The sequence below is a fragment of the Streptomyces sp. NPDC002577 genome, assembly GCF_053594815.1.
On record NZ_JBSFWK010000002.1, the window covers coordinates 215,701 to 232,338 of the forward strand.

Here is a 16,638-nt window from a genome sequence, read left to right on the forward strand (position 1 = left end):
CATGCGGGCAGGGCCTGTGGACAGAGGCAGGCGCGGGGACGCGGGTTCTCCGCGCCGGCAGCCCGCCCGCCCGCGACGCCGTGGCGGGGCCCCCTGGGGCTCACTGCGGCCGTTCTCGATCAAGACGAAGCTCGGCACCCTGGTCGTCGTATCGGTGTTCATAACGACCGGCCTGCTGATGGTCGCGGTGCGCACGAAGACGGAGTTCCGCTTCATCACGGTCTTCTCGGTGATAGCGACCCTGCTGATCACCCAGTTCGTGGCGCACTCCCTCACGGCTCCGCTCGACGAGATGAACATCGTGGCCCGCTCCATCTCGCACGGCGACTACACGCGCCGGGTGCGCGGTGCCGACCGGCGCGACGAGCTCGGCGACCTGGCCTCGACGATCAACCGCATGGCCGACGATCTGGAGGCCCAGGACCAGCAGCGCAAGGAGCTCGTCGCGAACGTCTCGCACGAGCTGCGCACCCCCATCGCGGCCCTGCGCGCGGTCCTGGAGAACGTCGTCGACGGCGTCTCGGCGGCCGACCCGGAGACGATGCGTACGGCCCTGAAGCAGACCGAGCGCCTGGGCCGCCTGGTCGAGACCCTCCTCGACCTGTCCCGCCTGGACAACGGCGTCGTACCGCTGAAGGCCCGGCGCTTCGAGGTGTGGCCGTATCTGTCGGGCGTGCTGAAGGAGGCGAACATGATCGCCTCGCAGCGCGCGGGCATCGCCTCGGGGTCCGGCAGCCACACGCGTACGGACGTCCATCTGCACCTGGACGTGTCGCCGCCCGAGCTGACGGCGCACGCGGATCCCGAGCGGATCCACCAGGTCGTGGCCAACCTGGTCGACAACGCCGTCAAGCACAGCCCGCCGCACGGCCGGGTGACGCTGAAGGCACGGCGCGGCCCGACACCCGAGTCGCTTGACCTGGAGGTCCTCGACGAGGGCCCCGGAATTCCGCGGTCGGAGTGGCACCGGGTCTTCGAGCGGTTCAACCGCGGGAGGTACTCCCACGCGGCCTCGAAGGGGCCGGGCAGCGACGGTGGCACGGGCCTCGGCCTGGCGATCGCCCGCTGGGCCGTGGACCTGCACGGCGGCTCGATCGGCGTGGCCGAATCGCCTCGCGGCTGCCGGATCCAGGTCACACTTCCGGGCGTCCCGCATCCGCAAAGTTGACGTAAAGTTCGAGTAGGCGGGGTCCCAAGGGGTCGCGGCGCCGCATCGGCGTATCCGCACACAGCGAAACCACGCTTGTTTCCCGCCAATTCAAGCGCCGAAACACGGTTTTCGATGTGACTTACACGACGGATCACCGGCCCGGCCTGCATCTCTCGGCGATGGAGGCGTAGCCTTTATTCCCGCTGTCCATCACCTTGTGAAGCGGAAGAGGGCGGTTGCCGCCGTGTCGCCACAGTCCCCCAGTAACTCGAGCATCTCCACCGAGACCGACCAAGCCGGGAAGAACCCAGCTGCCGCGTTCGGTGCCAACGAGTGGCTCGTCGACGAGATCTATCAGCAGTACCTCCAGGACCCGAACTCGGTAGACCGAGCCTGGTGGGACTTCTTCGCCGACTACAAGCCGGGCGGCGGCGCCGCCACCACGGCGAAGCCGGACGGTGCTACTGTCGCGGGGGCCCCCGCCGCGCCTGCCGCTCCCGCCGCCCCGGCGCCCGCGGCCCCGAGCGCCGCCGCGCCGGCCGCGCCCGCGGCCCCGAAGCCCGCCGCAGCCCCGGCTCCGGCCCCCGCCGCGAAGCCCGCGGCAGCCGCTCCCGCCGCCAAGCCGGCCGCGGCGAAGCCCGCCGCGCAGGCCGCGCCCGCCGAGGCACCCGAGGGCCCCGAGTTCGTGACGCTGCGCGGCCCCTCCGCCGCCGTCGCGAAGAACATGAACGCGTCACTGGAGCTGCCGACGGCCACGTCCGTCCGCGCGGTCCCCGTGAAGCTGCTCTTCGACAACCGCATCGTCATCAACAACCACCTCAAGCGCGCCCGGGGCGGGAAGATCTCCTTCACGCACCTCATCGGGTACGCGATGGTGCAGGCCATCAAGGCCATGCCGTCGATGAACCACTCGTTCGGCGAGAAGGACGGCAAGCCGACCCTGGTCAAGCCGCCGCACGTCAACCTCGGCCTGGCCATCGACCTGGTGAAGCCCAACGGCGACCGCCAGCTGGTCGTCGCGGCCATCAAGAAGGCCGAGACGCTGAACTTCTTCGAGTTCTGGCAGGCCTACGAGGACATCGTCCGCCGCGCCCGTGACGGCAAGCTGACGATGGACGACTTCACCGGCGTCACGGTCTCCCTGACCAACCCGGGCGGCCTCGGCACCGTGCACTCCGTGCCGCGTCTGATGCCGGGCCAGTCGGTGATCATGGGCGTCGGCTCCATGGACTACCCGGCCGAGTTCCAGGGCACCTCCCAGGACACCCTGAACAAGCTGGGCATCTCCAAGGTCATGACGCTGACCTCGACGTACGACCACCGTGTGATCCAGGGTGCGGCGTCCGGCGAGTTCCTGCGGGTCGTCGCGAACCTCCTCCTCGGCGAGAACGGCTTCTACGACGAGATCTTCGAGGCGCTGCGCATCCCGTACGAGCCGGTCCGCTGGCTCAAGGACATCGACGCCTCGCACGACGACGACGTCACCAAGGCCGCCCGCGTCTTCGAGCTGATCCACTCCTACCGGGTCCGCGGCCACCTCATGGCCGACACCGACCCGCTGGAGTACCGCCAGCGCAAGCACCCCGACCTGGACATCACCGAGCACGGGCTCACCCTGTGGGACCTGGAGCGCGAGTTCGCCGTCGGCGGCTTCGCCGGCAAGTCGATGATGACGCTGCGCGACGTCCTCGGCGTCCTGCGCGACTCGTACTGCCGCACCACCGGCATCGAGTACATGCACATCCAGGACCCCAAGCAGCGCAAGTGGATCCAGGACCGTGTGGAGCGCCCGCACAGCAAGCCGGAGCGCGAGGAGCAGCTGCGCATCCTGCGCCGCCTGAACGCCGCTGAGGCGTTCGAGACCTTCCTGCAGACGAAGTACGTCGGCCAGAAGCGCTTCTCGCTCGAGGGCGGCGAGTCGGTCATCCCGCTGCTCGACGCCGTGATCGACAGCGCGGCGGAGTCCCGCCTGGACGAGGTCGTCATCGGCATGGCCCACCGCGGCCGCCTGAACGTTCTGGCGAACATCGTCGGCAAGTCGTACGCGCAGATCTTCCGCGAGTTCGAGGGCAACCTCGACCCGAAGTCGATGCACGGCTCCGGCGACGTGAAGTACCACCTGGGCGCCTCCGGCACCTTCACCGGCCTGGACGGCGAGCAGATCAAGGTCTCGCTGGCCGCCAACCCGTCCCACCTGGAGACCGTCGACCCGGTCATCGAGGGCATCGCCCGCGCCAAGCAGGACATCATCGGCAAGGGCGGCACGGACTTCACGGTCCTGCCGCTCGCCCTGCACGGTGACGCGGCCTTCGCGGGCCAGGGCGTCGTGGCCGAGACCCTGAACATGTCGCAGCTGCGCGGCTACCGCACGGGCGGCACGGTCCACATCGTCATCAACAACCAGGTCGGCTTCACGGCCCCGCCGGAGTCCTCGCGCTCGTCGATGTACTCCACCGACGTGGCCCGCATGATCGAGGCGCCGATCTTCCACGTCAACGGCGACGACCCGGAGGCCGTGGTCCGCGTGGCCCGCCTCGCCTTCGAGTTCCGCCAGGCGTTCAACAAGGACGTCGTCATCGACCTCATCTGCTACCGCCGCCGCGGTCACAACGAGGCCGACAACCCGTCCTTCACGCAGCCGCTGATGTACGACCTGATCGACAAGAAGCGCTCGGTGCGCAAGCTGTACACCGAGTCCCTGATCGGTCGCGGCGACATCACGCTGGAAGAGGCCGAACAGGCCCTGCAGGACTACCAGGGCCAGCTGGAGAAGGTCTTCACGGAGGTCCGCGAGGCCACCTCGCAGCCCGCCGAGAGCGCGTCGCCGGAGCCGCAGGCCGAGTTCCCGGTGGCCGTCTCCACCGCGGTCTCCCAGGAGATCGTGAAGCGGATCGCCGCCTCCCAGGTCAACATCCCCGAGCGGATCACCGTCCACCCGCGTCTGCTGCCGCAGCTGCAGCGCCGCGCGGCCATGGTCGAGGACGGCACGATCGACTGGGCGATGGGCGAGACCCTGGCCATCGGCTCGCTGCTGATGGAGGGCACCCCGGTCCGCCTGGCCGGCCAGGACTCCCGCCGCGGCACCTTCGGCCAGCGCCACGCGGTCCTCGTGGACCGCGAGACCGGCGAGGACTACACCCCGCTGCTGTACCTGTCCGAGGACCAGGCCCGCTACAACATCTACGACTCGCTGCTCAGCGAGTACGCGGCGATGGGCTTCGAGTACGGCTACTCGCTGACCCGCCCGGACGCCCTCGTGATGTGGGAGGCGCAGTTCGGCGACTTCGCCAACGGCGCCCAGTCGGTCATCGACGAGTACATCTCGGCCGCCGAGCAGAAGTGGGGCCAGACCTCCGGCGTCACGCTGCTGCTGCCGCACGGCTACGAGGGCCAGGGCCCGGACCACTCCTCGGCCCGCATCGAGCGCTACCTCCAGCTGTGCGCGCAGAACAACATGACGGTCGCGATGCCGACCCTCCCGTCGAACTACTTCCACCTCCTGCGGTGGCAGGTGCACAACCCGCACCACAAGCCGCTGGTCGTCTTCACCCCGAAGTCGATGCTGCGCCTCAAGGCGGCGGCCTCGAAGGCGGAGGAGTTCACCACGGGCGGCTTCCGTCCCGTCATCGGCGACGCCTCGGTCGACCCGGCCGCGGTCCGCAAGGTCGTCTTCACGTCCGGCAAGGTCTACTACGACCTGGAGGCCGAGCGTCAGAAGCGCGGCGTCACGGACACCGCGATCATCCGCCTCGAGCGCCTGTACCCGCTGCCGGGTGCGGAGCTCCAGCAGGAGATCGCCAAGTACCCGAACGCCGAGAAGTACCTGTGGGCCCAGGAGGAGCCGGCCAACCAGGGTGCCTGGCCGTTCATCGCCCTGAACCTGATCGACCACCTGGACCTGGCGGTCGGCGAGGACGTCCCGGCCCGCGAGCGTCTGCGCCGCATCTCCCGCCCGCACTCGTCGTCCCCGGCGGTGGGCTCGGCGAAGCGGCACCAGGCCGAGCAGGAGCAGCTGGTGCGTCAGGTGTTCGAGGCCTGAGCCTCGGAGCCTGTCCGTAGGTGACAGACGAAAGGGCCCGCCCCCGAGTTCTCGGACTCGGGGGCGGGCCCTTCGGCGTCGTACGGAGCCGCGTCTGTGACGCGTGTCAGATGGGCTGCGGTTCGAAGTCCCAGTAGGGGCGCCGGCCCGCCTTCATGTAGCGGATCTGGGGGTGCTCGTCGCCCAGCGCCTCCGTCAGCCGCGTCACCGCCTCCTGCGCAAGGAGCTCCGCCTCGCTCCGCTCTCCCGTCGCGCTCAGGTCCTGGGCCAGCCCGGCCATGAGGTTGACCGTCAGCACATGGCGCTCGCCGACGCGGGCGACGGCTCGCTCGACGGCGCTGCGGCCCAGCACCACCGCGCCCTCGACGTCCCCCGCCGCGGCCCGGGCACTCGCCGTGTTCATGGCGCAGCCGACACTCCAGGTGTGGCTCTCGCCGAGAGCCTGGCTCATCCTGCCGAGCACGTCCTCGGACAGCCGCAGCGCGGCATCGTGATCGCCCAGGTCGCGCAGTATGACCGCGCAGTTGTCGCGGGAGCCGATCGCGTACGGGTGGTCCTCACCCAACTGCAGCCCGTACAACCGGGCGGTGGACTCGGCGAGTTCGTATGCCGGCTCCAGTTCTCCCGCCTCCCGCAACAGCATCGCGTAGTCCGTGGCGACCAGCAGGCTCTCGGGGTGGTGGTTCCCGTGCCTGCGCGCGAGGCGGTCGCGGACCTTGCGCATCATCGCCCGTGCGAACTCGAGGTTCCCCTCACGGCGCATGCACAGCGCGAGATTGTGCTCGGCGAGCAGGGTCTGGGAGTGCTCCCGGTCGAGCACCTGGCTGTGCAGCCGGACGTTCTGCTCCTGGATGACCAGGGCCTCCCGGTAGCGGCCCAGGAGGCGCAGCAGCCAGGCGGTGTGCAGGGCGGACAGCAGCGTCAGCGCGTTCTTCCCGCCGAACAGGGTCACCCGTGCCTCCATCACCGAGCGGTGCTGGGCGAGCGACTCCTCGTAGTGGCCCTGCAGCGCCACGGCGGTGGCGAGATTGGTCCGCAGGGCGAGCGTCCGCGGCACGTTCCGGTCGCCCAGCAGTTCGATGGAGTCGTGCACGGCCTTCTCGTAGAGCTGCCGCGCCTCGTCGTACTTGCCGAGGGCCATCAGCGTGCCGCCGAGGCCGTTCATGGCGCGCAGCACCTCGATGCCCTCGCCGCGGGCAGCCGTGAGGCGGCCCAGCACGTCCCGGCCGAGGCTCTCCGCGTCGGCGTAACGGCCCATCCGGCGCAGCATGTTGGCGTACTGGTGGGCGGCTACCAGGACCGTGCGGTCGGTCTCCCCCGAGGTCGCGCGCCAGTTCTCCAGGGCCGTGCGGCTGACGATCCAGCCGTCGCGGTACTCGCCGCGCATGCGCAGGTATTCGATGCAGTTCAGGACGAGTCGCCGCACGTCCTCGTCGTCGGACTCCAGCGCTCCCGAGGGCTCCAGATGCGGGATCAGCTCGGCGTAGCGCACCCAGTTGCGGGGCTGCGACGGCTCGCGCGGATCGGCGGCGACCAGGACGCGGCAGGCGATGTCGGATGCCGCCTTGCGGTCCTCAGCCGGCAGGCAGGCCCGGACGAACCGGTGGAAGAGCCGGTGCATGCGCAGCGTTCCGACGGTGAGGACGTCCAGCCCCGGCCCTGTCTCGTATTCCAGCCACATGGAGGTGGATTCGGACAGTGCGCGCAGCGCGGAGTTCCAGCTGCTCGGCTCGGCCGTCAGCCGTGCCAGGTGCGGGGGCAGATCCGCGGCCCGCGCGGACTGCAGCAGTCGTACCGGTACGACGTCCGCGGAGAAGAAGACGAAGAGTTTGAGCAGTTCGTAGGCCTCGGGAACCTCGTCGTGCAGGGTGTTCACGGCCATCGCCCAGACCGCCCGGAAGGGCCGGGGCTCGTCACCCGAGGGCACCACGCCGAAGACGTTCGGATCGCCGTCCCGGATCTCGTCGACGTAGTCGCTCACCACGGTCGTCGGATGGGCGTCCAGCCAGGCGGCCATCTGGTCGATGAGCAGCGGCAGATCCTCGAGCGCCGCGGACAGCTGGTCGGCTTCCCGCTCGCTCAGCCGCTCGGCGCGCCGGCAGGCGTAGGCGATGCTCTCCTGCCGGTGGAAGCGCGGGAGCTCGACGAGATCGGCGCCGTGCGCCGACCACGCGGCGCGATGGGTGGTGATCAGGACGTGGCCGTCGCCTTCGGGGATCAGGTCGGCAAGGCGCTCGGGGTCCTCGGCCCCGTCCAGCACGATGAGCCAGCGCCTTCGGTTGGTGCGCAGACTGTGGTGTACGGCCGCGATGAGCGCACGCAGTTCGCTGCCGTCGCCGGTGCCGAGTTCCGGAGCGAGGGCTGCGAAGTTCTCGCGAGCCGTGCTGGTGGCCGTGGCCGTCACCCACCACACGATGTCGTAGTCGCCCGCGTACCGATGGGCGTATTCCAGGGCCACCTGGGTCTTGCCCGTGCCGGCTGGACCGTGCAGGGCGACGACGGCCGTTCCGTCGGGACCTGCGGTGAGCTTGGAGCGCAGACGCTCCAGGGTGTTCACGCGTCCGGTGAAGCGGCGGTTGCGGCGCGGCACGTTCCACACCGGGGGGAGATCGTCCGGGAAGCGCGGGGTGCGGTCGAGGTCGACGCCCCTGCGCGGACCGACTCTGACGCCGAACAGGCCCAGCAGACGACGCCGGGCCTCGTCGCGGCCGACGCCGCGCAGCTCTGCGGGGTGCAGCTCGCGGGTGGCCTCGGGCAGCGGCCGGGTGGTGACACTGATCGCGGTGATGCGCCCCGGGTGGTCCTGGAGGACCCGCTGCAGCACGTCGGCCCAGGCGCGGTAGCGACCGGTGTCGAAGCGCACGTACCAGTCGTCGAGGACGAGCAGGACCCGGTGGCCGGGTGTGGAGAGCAGATCGGTGAGAGCGGTGCCCGCCGGCGGGCGGCGGAGCGGGTCCCAACGGACCAGCTGGGTCGGGAAGCCGGCTGACACGAGCTCGTCCTCGACCCAGGTGGCCCAGCGCTCGCTCTGCCCGGCGAAGACCACCGCGATGTGCTCGGAGTCTTCGGTCATGCCAAGGCTCCCTCTAAGACAGTGTCAGTTTTTCGCATAAGTTATTCGATTGTGCGTCAGATCCTTGTCAGTGAGGACCGGTTGGCGAACAGTGACGAATGTCCGTCACGTCACACAGGCGGCCCGCGATGTGCCGTATGAGGTGCTCGAGGTCGGTGCAGTAGACGCTGGGGTGCAGGAATCCCGTGCCGGGCGCGTAGCGGTGGGCGTAGTTCCCGCCGCCGCACACGCGCAGCACGGGACAGGCCCGGCACTCCGCCGCCAGGCCGCGCTCGCCGAGCTGGCGTGCCGCGATGCCGGGATGGCGCAGCACCTCGTCGAAGGTGTCGCGGAAGACGTCGAGGCCGGTGTCCGGGGCGCCGGCGTAGGCGGATCTGAGCGAGTCGACCTGCTCGATGGCTCCGTCCGTCTCGACGACGACCGCGGCCATGGGGGACAGCCCGACGGACTCGGTGGTGCTGGGGACGCTCAGCAGCAGCGCGAGGATTTCGCGGAAGATCCGGATCCCGGTACGCATGTGGTCGGCGGACCACCAGAGGTCGAAGACCTCGGCCAGCCAGTCGCCGTACGGAGTGTGCGGCTGACGATGGCGTCCCGGCGGGGCGGGTGCGTGTCCCGGCGGCGGTGAGCCCCAGTGTGCGTGCGGCAGCAGGAAGTCGACGGAGGGCGGTTCGAGGGCGAGAAGGGACTCGTAGACCTCGGCGGGCCGAGAGGCCGGGTCGATGGTGCTCAGCACTCCGGCGAACTGCGCGCCGCGCCGGGCCAGCAGCCGTGCGGCGCGGGCGGCGGCAGGCCAGGAAGGGCGGCCGGCGTGGTCGATCCGGCGCTTGTTGAGGAGTTCGGTGCCGCCGTCCAGGCTGAGGCCGACCCTGATGTCCTCGGCGGCCAAGCGGTCCAGGAGGCGCTCGGTGAGCAGTGTTCCGTTGGTCTGTACGCATATGTCGACGCGGCAGTGCGCCGGCAGCGCCGCCCGGACGGCGCGGGCGTAGTCGATCACCGTGGTCGCCCCGCCCAGTAACGGTTCTCCCCCGTGCAGATCGACCCTGACACGGGAGAGCCGGTGGGTGGCGGCGTGCTCCGCGATCCGCGCGGCGGTCTGGTGCATGGTGCCCCGGTCCACCCGGACCGGCCGCTCCCGCCAGCTGTCGTCCGGACCCTGGTAGATGTAGCAGTACGTGCAGGCGAGGTTGCACCGGCTGTGCACCTTCAGCACGAACTGCCGTAGCGGAACGGGGCTGAGGGTGGCGGTGTCCAGCACGCGGTGCGGCCAGAGCGGCACGTGTGCGGTGCTCATGGCGCGTCGTCGTAGTAGGCGACCGTGGTGTCGGACTCGCTCTCCCGCCCCCGCAGCGCGGTGAGGACGGCGTCCAGGACGGGGTGCCCCGTCGCGCCGGGACCGCCGGAGGTCAGCTGCGCCAGCGAGGGAAGCTCGGGCAGCGGTGAGGAGTCGCCCGCGGTGGACGCGGTCATACGCCCCCCGCCTCGAGCCGGCGGGCCGTCTCCCGGAGCCGGGCCGCCTCCTCCGTGTCGTCCTGGCCGTTCTCCTCGAGGAGTTGCAGCGCCGCGTGGTATTCGACGAGCGCGCGGGCGGGGCCTGCGGTCTGTTCCAGTACGGCGGCACGTTTGGCCAGGGCCTGGACCGCCAGTTCGACGCTCTCCGCAGCCAGGGCGTCCTCGACGGCGCGTCGATAGTGGTCGGCCGCCTCACTGAGCCGACCGGTCGCCCCGGTCGCCTCGGCCAGCGCCGCGGCCGCCTCGCCGCACAGGGTCCAGGCCATGGCGGAGAGCGCCCGCGAGGCCGTGCCGCGGGCGGCGGCGCCCAGTATCCAGTCGGCCTCGTGCAGATCGGTCAGTGCGCCGCTCATGCGGTACCTGCGCAGCAGTGCGCTGCCCAGATGCAGCCGGTACTGCGGCAGATCCGGCGAGGTGCCGGGCGTACCGTCGACGGCCTCACGGAAGATGCGGACCGCACGGTCTACGTCGTCCCTGCCGGGCTCTCCCAGCAGCAGCACGTTTCCGTAGGCGGTGAGGACCGTGATGCGGCCGGCGCTGTCACGCGGAAGGAGCCGCATCGCCTCGGCGAGGACGGCGGCCGTCTCCGCCAAGTCGTCCGGGTCCGCGGGGTCGAGCAGCTTCACCCGCAGGGAGCCGGTGCGGACGAGGCAGTCGGCAAGGGCCTGGTTGCGGTCCTCCCACGGCTCGTGCGTCTCGGCGATGCGCCGGGCCCTGCCCAGGGCGTAGAGGGCGATCTGCTCGCCCGTTCCCTCGCTCTCCTCGTCGTAGGCGAGCAGTGCCGCGTCGGCCGCCTCGATCCAGCCGAGGCACAGCGCCTGCGGGCCCAGGTCCAGATGCCGGAGCGACTCGGCATCAAAGTGCCCGACGGCACCGCGGAGTCCGGGCTCCTGGACTTCGGCCCAGTCCAGCGCCTCGAGCAGGTCACGCGTGGCACCGGCGGCGATGCTGCGGACGCGGGCCCGGTCCCCGTGGGGGCTGAGGCCCGTCCGCTGGGCGAGCCGGTACGCGAGCCGGCCCCTGAGGTAACGGGTGGCCGGCGTGGGGTCGGCCGCGACCAGGGAGTCCAGCACCTCGATGGCCGCTTCCGTCCTGGCGGCGTACCACTCGTCCGGTCCGGACGGCGGGGGGTCGTGCAGCACGGCCGCATAGCCGGCGTAGTCGGCGGCGAGCTGCTGCAGCACCTCGGCGCGGACGACGGCCGCGCGCTGCTGGACGGCGGTGCCGTTCTGCGGGACCTGCGCCAGAGCCTCGTCGGCGGACACGAGGAGCAGGAATCGCAGCGCCTCCGGGTCCTGACCGCCGCCCTCCATCCGCCGGGCCGCCGTTTCACGGAACCGGTCCGGCACCGCGTCCGTGGCAGCCCCCGCGGACCGGACCTCACGCGCCATCGCCTCCAGGGCGCGGCCCAGGGTCCAGTACGCCCCGGCCACATGGGGCACGGCCTGCTCCGCGGTGGCGAGCGCGTCCTTGAGGTCCTCGCCGAGCCGCCGAGCCTCCCAGCGCTCCCAGAGCGCCTCCGCCAGTTCTGCGGCGAGATCTGCCCGCTCGTCCCGGCGGCGCTCCGCCCGCAGGGCGGCGGTGAGCAGCTGCACGGCGGCGTCGAGATCACGTGACGTCCCCTGGGTCCTGAACCGCTCCAGGCGGGCCCGGCCCTGTTCGGCCAGATCACCGGGGCCGGTGACGACCGCACCCGTGGGAGCGACGTCGGCGGGCGGCGCGAGGAACCGCCGCAGCACCTGGGTGGACACCACCGCGAACCGGCGCAGCCGTGGATCCTCGCGGCTGTCGCTCGGGGCGCCGGGCGCGTCCACCGTTCCGGCGAGGTATGCGGCCGCCATCGCGGGGAAGTTACGTGCCGTCCGCCCGAAGCGCCGCTCGAGGTACTGTGAGCAGTTCTTCAGGACGAGGTGGACATCGCCTGGAGCGAGGCGCTGCCACAGCTCTTCCTGCACGCCCTGCACAAATTCGTAGGCGGGCTCTTCGGACGGCTCCGTACTGCGCCTGAGCAGGCCGCTGAGCAGCACTTCGGCGAGCACGTCGGGGCCGCTGCCGACCAGCATGGCTCGCTGCACGACCTGCATGACCGGAAGGATCAGCGGCACCAGGGACAGGCATTCGGCCAGCCGTACCGCGGACGGTGACGCATGGCGGCGGAAGGCGCTGACCAGCTCTGCGGCCCCGGGCGGCTCGCCGGCGGCGACGGGCATCCGCGCAGGTCTCCGGTCGGGCGTGACCCAGCCCGCGGCGGCCGGCAGGGACAGTTCGCCCGCGCCGGCCAGGAGCCGTGCCCAGGTGCTGAGGGCCACCTCGCTGGGCGCGAGGACGGGCACAGGGGTGGCCTGGCCGGGCGGCCGCGAGGCGGACCGGAACTCCATGCGCCCGGCCGGTCCCTCGGGCCGGCGCAGCATCCCGGGCGCTGCGGGCAGATGCGTGTTGCGCCACATGCGCAGGGGCAGCGGCTGCAGCACGGCGACGGGCGCGGTGGCTGCCCACCGGTGCAGTGTCCGGTGCAGCTGCCCGCTGCGCCACAGGGGTCCCGCGCAGTCGCTGAGCACCACGGTGAGCTGGACGCCCGTGGGGTCGGCGAACTGGCCCGGCGGGCGCAGGGGGGCTGATCCGCGGGTCAGCGAGCCGGCGACGCCCGGGGTTCCGTCCGCCTGTTCGTGGAGGTAGTCGGTGCGTACTTCGCGGAAGGCGCCCGAGCGCTCGCAGACGGTCCGCAGCTCGTCGAGCGTCTGGTCCCACACCACCATCGACGACGACACGTCCATGAGGAGCCGGATCCGCGCCTGGGGACGCCGGGAGGGGCGCAGCACCGGCAGGCTGAGGCCGGTCCGCGCGGCCAGGTCGGCGGTGGCGACTTCGTCGAGTACGCCGCGGACGGGCGCGCTGGGAGCTCGAAACCGCTGCAGGGGACGTAACGCGCGTTGCAGCACGTGCGGATCCGGGAGTGTGGCGGCGGTGGGTACCCACACCTGTGCGTTCTCGCCGTCGCCCGTGCCGGGGGCCCCGGTGCCCCCGGGAGCCGACAGCCCGGCGCGTCCCTCGGAGGACGCCGGGCCGGCGCCCTTCGGGGAATCCGGCCGGGGCGGCAGGGGCGCGTCCTCCGCATCGGACTCCGCGACCGCGTGAGGGGATGCGGGCGGCAGCGGCGTGGCCTGGCCGCCGCGCTGTGCCGGTGCAGTCCCCGGTGCGGCCGGTGAGACCCAGCGCGCCAGCCACAGCGCGTCCGCGACCCCTTCGGCGGTGACCGGCAGGTCGGCCTCCCGTAAGCGCGCCACCAGCGCCGTCAACGTGTCACGCACGGCGTCGGAGGCAAGGCCGGGGGCTGCGTTCACGTCACGGTCACCGCTGGCGGCGTGGCTCGAGCGGGCGCATCAGCAGGTCGGCGATGTCCTCCCGGCGGACGTGGTCCTCCCGCGCGGCGTACTGCGTGAGGAAGATGGCGTTGAGCAGCTGGTCGGTGGGGCGGAACCGGCCGTCGTCGTCGCCCTCCTCGAAACTCTCCAGGAGGTCGCGGTGCAGTTCGTCGGAGCCTTCGCCGAAGTGCGCCTGGACCAGCGCGGCGAGGCGCTCGTGACGGGGCGGTTCCAGATGGAGATGGATGCAGCGGCGCAGCAGCGGGGCCGGGAAGTCACGCTCGCCGTTGCTCGTCATCACCACGAACGGGAAGGCGTGGCAGCGCACCCGGCCGTGGGTGACGGCAACTCTGCGGCCGTCGTCGTCGAGGACCTGTACGGTGCCGAGGTCCGCCCTGTCCGCGATGCGTTCCAGCTCGGGGATGGGGAACTCGCCCTCCTCCAGCACATTGAGCAGGTCGTTGGGGAGATCGATGTCGCTCTTGTCGAGCTCGTCGATGAGCAGGACGCGCGGTCGTTCACCGGGCAGCAGCGCGGTGCCGAGCGGTCCCAGCCTGATGTAGCGGCCGATGTCGTCCTCACCGCCGCCTCGCTCGCGCGAGAGCTGCGCGTCGTGCAGCCGCCCGATGGCGTCGTACGTGTAGAGCCCGTCGCGCAGCTCGGTGCGGCTGACGACCGGCCACTGCAGAACCCGCCCGAGGCCGAGTTCGTGCGCGACCGCGTGGGCCAGCGTGCTCTTGCCGGATCCGGGCTCACCGGTCACCAGGAGGGGGCGCCTCAGGTACAGGGCGGCGTTGATGAGTTGCAGTGCCTCGTCGTCCTGGATCGGGAGCGGTGCGCTGCGGCCCAGCCGCCGGGCGGTGCTGGAGTCGGTGGGCGGAGGAGTGTCCGGCAGGGGCGCGCCGCTGAACGCGCGCCAGGGTGGGGGCGGCGGAAGCCGTTGGATGCGCGACGGGTCCGGCTGCCCTTCACCGCGGTAAATCAGCCAGTTACTCATCACTCGCTCCTCGTCGGCGTTCGGTGGTGCGCGTGTTCTGGCCGACGAGGGCGGGCCACACCCACAACGGGCCCCTGAAAACGTACCCGGTTCGGGGGCGCCCAAGGCCGTTTTCCAGCCAACTCGCCGTGGTGGTCGCGCATTTCGCGTCTCTCATAGCGGCGAGTTCACCGGGCCTGCCGGACCGGCGGGCACCGGCCGTCTCGGGTCGTCGTACATGACCGCCACGGCCTCGGCCCAGTGCCCTCGGTCACGCTGTTCGTGTATGTCCTCCCTGATGTGCCGCAGCCGGTCGGGCAGCTCGCGCGCGGAGCCGCCCGCCAGCAGGTCGCGCGCACCCCGGTGGAAGTCGTCACAGCCGTCACCGCAGGCGCCGGAGGCATGGCCGTCGATGTGCCAGAGCGCGATCCCGTGCCCCGTGCCGATCGCCATGTCGACGGCCCTGCGCCCCTGGCCACCACTGATGCGCCGGCACAGCACCGGGACCTCGGAGGGCTTCATGTCGCTGAGGTGATGACGCTTGAGGGGCTGCTGGGGCGGTGTGCGGGCGGCGGAGAGCCGGTCGGCGGACGCCGCCGCCGCCCAGCGGCGCTGCCAGTCGTCGTCCTGAACTCCACGGCGCTCGAGGGCGCGGAGGACGACCCGGCGGCGCACTCCCAGCGGCAGATGCGCCTCGTCCCCCAGGGGTGCGATCTGCGCGAGCCCCCATCGGTGCACCGGTATGTCGAAGTAGTCGGCGGGGAGCACGACTTCACACGGGGCCGGATGCCCGTTGGCGGCGTCGGCGATCTCGAAGGCTTCCTCCAGCGGCTGCCGCAGGCGGTCCACGAGCCGACGGGGATCGATGCCGTGCGGGTCCTTCTCCGCCTCGAAGACCTCGTCGTCGCCGCTGCCGTCGTCGATCCGTATCTGCCAGTGGACGGTGTCGTACGGCAGGGGCTCCAGTTCGACGACGACGATGTGCACGCCGTCGTCGGGCCCCGGGTAGGGGATGACGACCCTGTCCGGGCCTGCGGGGACGGCGGGCTCACCGCGTGCGTCCACGACGCCGTCCGAGAGCGTTGCCGCCTTCACCAGGGCGTGCAGGTGCGGCGATACCTTCATCAGCCGTTCGCCGACCCATTCGCCGAGCCGGCGGACCGCCTCGCCCCCTGTGGGCTTCGTGAGCAGGACCACGAGCCGCAGATAGTGCAGGAACACGATGGCGGGGAGCGGGTTCCCCGACGCGTAGAGCAGTCCGTGCCCGTCCCGCCAGGCGGCGGGCGGCGGATAGCCGCGTGCCAACTGCTGGTTCCTGGCCTGCTGTGCGAGCAGCTCGACAGCACCCGCAGAAGACGGACCGTCGAGGTCCGCGAGCAGCCGCAGCGTCTCGACCCGGTCCTCGAGGGACCAGACGTCGCCGCTCCACTCGCGCGCCGTCATCCGCTGCTGATGGGCGATCCAGCTGCCGGAAGTGGAGCGGAGCCGGTCGGCGTGCCAGCGGTCGTGTGCAGACATGACGCGGTGGTACAGAGCGCCGAAGCCGCGAAGAGCGACGGCGGACACGGCTCGGCCGCCGTCGCGGTCCAGCCGGCCGGACTTGGTGACGGCCACCACGGCGCCGGAGACGGGATCAAGGACGGGACCACCCGAGACACCCGGCGGGAAGTCCACGGTCGGGGTGAACCGCACCGAGCAGCGGCCGTCGTCCACATTGCTGACGATGTCGCCCTTCCACACCTCGTACGGCTGCGCGAGCTCGTCGTCCTCCGGCCGGAAGCCGTACACGTGCCTGCGGTCGCCGATGGGCGGATCGGCCTGGTCGCCGATCCAGACGCACTCGTGCTCCACGGAGTCGTCGAGCAGCCTGACCAGGGCGATGTCGCGGGAGGGTGCGATCTCGTCGGCCCACGGGTCGGTGACCAGCCAGCGTTCCAGCCGCGCTTCGACGGGCTCCACTCCGTGGTACATCGGCGATCCCGCCACCCTGAAGACCTGGTCCTGGTCCTCCCGGAGGTAGGGCAGCAGCACATGGGCGCAGGTGACGACCCAGCCGGGTGCCACGAAGAAGCCGCTGCCCCACATCCGCGTATCCGACGGGTCGCCGGGAAGGAAGCGGACGGTGGCGGCGCGGGCGAGTGCGTCGAGGTCCGGGTGTATCTCAGGCATTCGCACCGGAGGAGGCCCCGGCGTCCTCGCCGCCGAGCTGCCACGTGAGCGTGACCTGCACCGACGCCTTCGCCTCGCCCTCGGCCAGCACGGCAAGGGCCTTGCCCGACTTGGCCGTCAGCTCCACTCCGAACGAGACCGTCGCTTCATGGGGCTTCGCCGCTGCCGCCGCGTCCAGCACCGTGCTGCCGACTCTCTGGATCAGCTCGGTGAGCTGCTCCAGCTTGGCGGCGGCCCTGTCTCCGACACCGACATCCCGGTCCCCGGCGCCGTACCCCTCGGCGGCGCTGACACGGGCGTACACAATCTTGCCGTCGTCCAGCTCGATCCTGCGGATCCGTCCGTCCACCACGGCTC

The 16,638-nt window shown here is 71.4% G+C and carries 9 protein-coding genes; 2 read left to right on the forward strand and 7 right to left on the reverse strand.

The genetic code is table 11. From position 1 onward, the window contains the following. The first annotated feature begins 1 nt into the window (after position 1). Together ACWD4J_RS04590 and ACWD4J_RS04595 are read left to right on the forward strand one after the other, a co-directional pair. Positions 2–1,168 carry a HAMP domain-containing sensor histidine kinase gene (locus ACWD4J_RS04590; RefSeq protein ID WP_451394016.1) on the forward strand — a complete coding sequence of 389 codons (1,167 nt, stop codon included), beginning with the start codon at positions 2–4 and terminating at the stop codon, positions 1,166–1,168. 226 nt (positions 1,169–1,394) lie between these two features. Beyond that, the gene (locus tag ACWD4J_RS04595) at positions 1,395–5,189 is read left to right on the forward strand and encodes a multifunctional oxoglutarate decarboxylase/oxoglutarate dehydrogenase thiamine pyrophosphate-binding subunit/dihydrolipoyllysine-residue succinyltransferase subunit (protein ID WP_451393814.1); all 3,795 of its coding nucleotides are present in this window, start codon (positions 1,395–1,397) and stop codon (positions 5,187–5,189) included. A gap of 106 nt (positions 5,190–5,295) precedes the next feature. On the opposite strand, the gene fxsT is transcribed toward ACWD4J_RS04595, so the two are convergent. From fxsT to ACWD4J_RS04630, 7 genes are all read right to left on the reverse strand, one after another. Further along, positions 5,296–8,262 (reverse strand): FxSxx-COOH system tetratricopeptide repeat protein, encoded by a 2,967-nt coding sequence (gene fxsT, locus ACWD4J_RS04600; protein WP_451393815.1) that lies wholly within the window; start codon positions 8,260–8,262, stop codon positions 5,296–5,298. A gap of 67 nt (positions 8,263–8,329) precedes the next feature. Beyond that, positions 8,330–9,556: an FxsB family cyclophane-forming radical SAM/SPASM peptide maturase gene (locus ACWD4J_RS04605; RefSeq protein ID WP_451393816.1), complete on the reverse strand. Its 1,227-nt coding sequence runs from the start codon at positions 9,554–9,556 to the stop codon at positions 8,330–8,332. Then, complete coding sequence (locus ACWD4J_RS04610) at positions 9,553–9,732, reverse strand: hypothetical protein (protein WP_451393817.1); 180 nt, start codon at positions 9,730–9,732, stop codon at positions 9,553–9,555. Before ACWD4J_RS04610 ends, ACWD4J_RS04605 begins: the two co-directional genes overlap by 4 nt. Then, positions 9,729–13,115 carry an SAV_2336 N-terminal domain-related protein gene (locus tag ACWD4J_RS04615; RefSeq protein ID WP_451393818.1) on the reverse strand — a complete coding sequence of 1,129 codons (3,387 nt, stop codon included), beginning with the start codon at positions 13,113–13,115 and terminating at the stop codon, positions 9,729–9,731. The genes ACWD4J_RS04610 and ACWD4J_RS04615 overlap by 4 nt, the downstream gene beginning before the upstream one ends. A gap of 7 nt (positions 13,116–13,122) precedes the next feature. Beyond that, positions 13,123–14,133, reverse strand: a complete 1,011-nt coding sequence (locus tag ACWD4J_RS04620; protein WP_451393819.1) for an AAA family ATPase — start codon at positions 14,131–14,133, stop codon at positions 13,123–13,125. Positions 14,134–14,286: 153 nt separating this feature from the next. After that, positions 14,287–16,281: a VMAP-C domain-containing protein gene (locus tag ACWD4J_RS04625; RefSeq protein WP_451393820.1), complete on the reverse strand. Its 1,995-nt coding sequence runs from the start codon at positions 16,279–16,281 to the stop codon at positions 14,287–14,289. Next, positions 16,274–16,630, reverse strand: a complete 357-nt coding sequence (locus ACWD4J_RS04630; RefSeq protein WP_451393821.1) for a CU044_2847 family protein — start codon at positions 16,628–16,630, stop codon at positions 16,274–16,276. The genes ACWD4J_RS04625 and ACWD4J_RS04630 overlap by 8 nt, the downstream gene beginning before the upstream one ends. Positions 16,631–16,638: the final 8 nt, after the last annotated feature.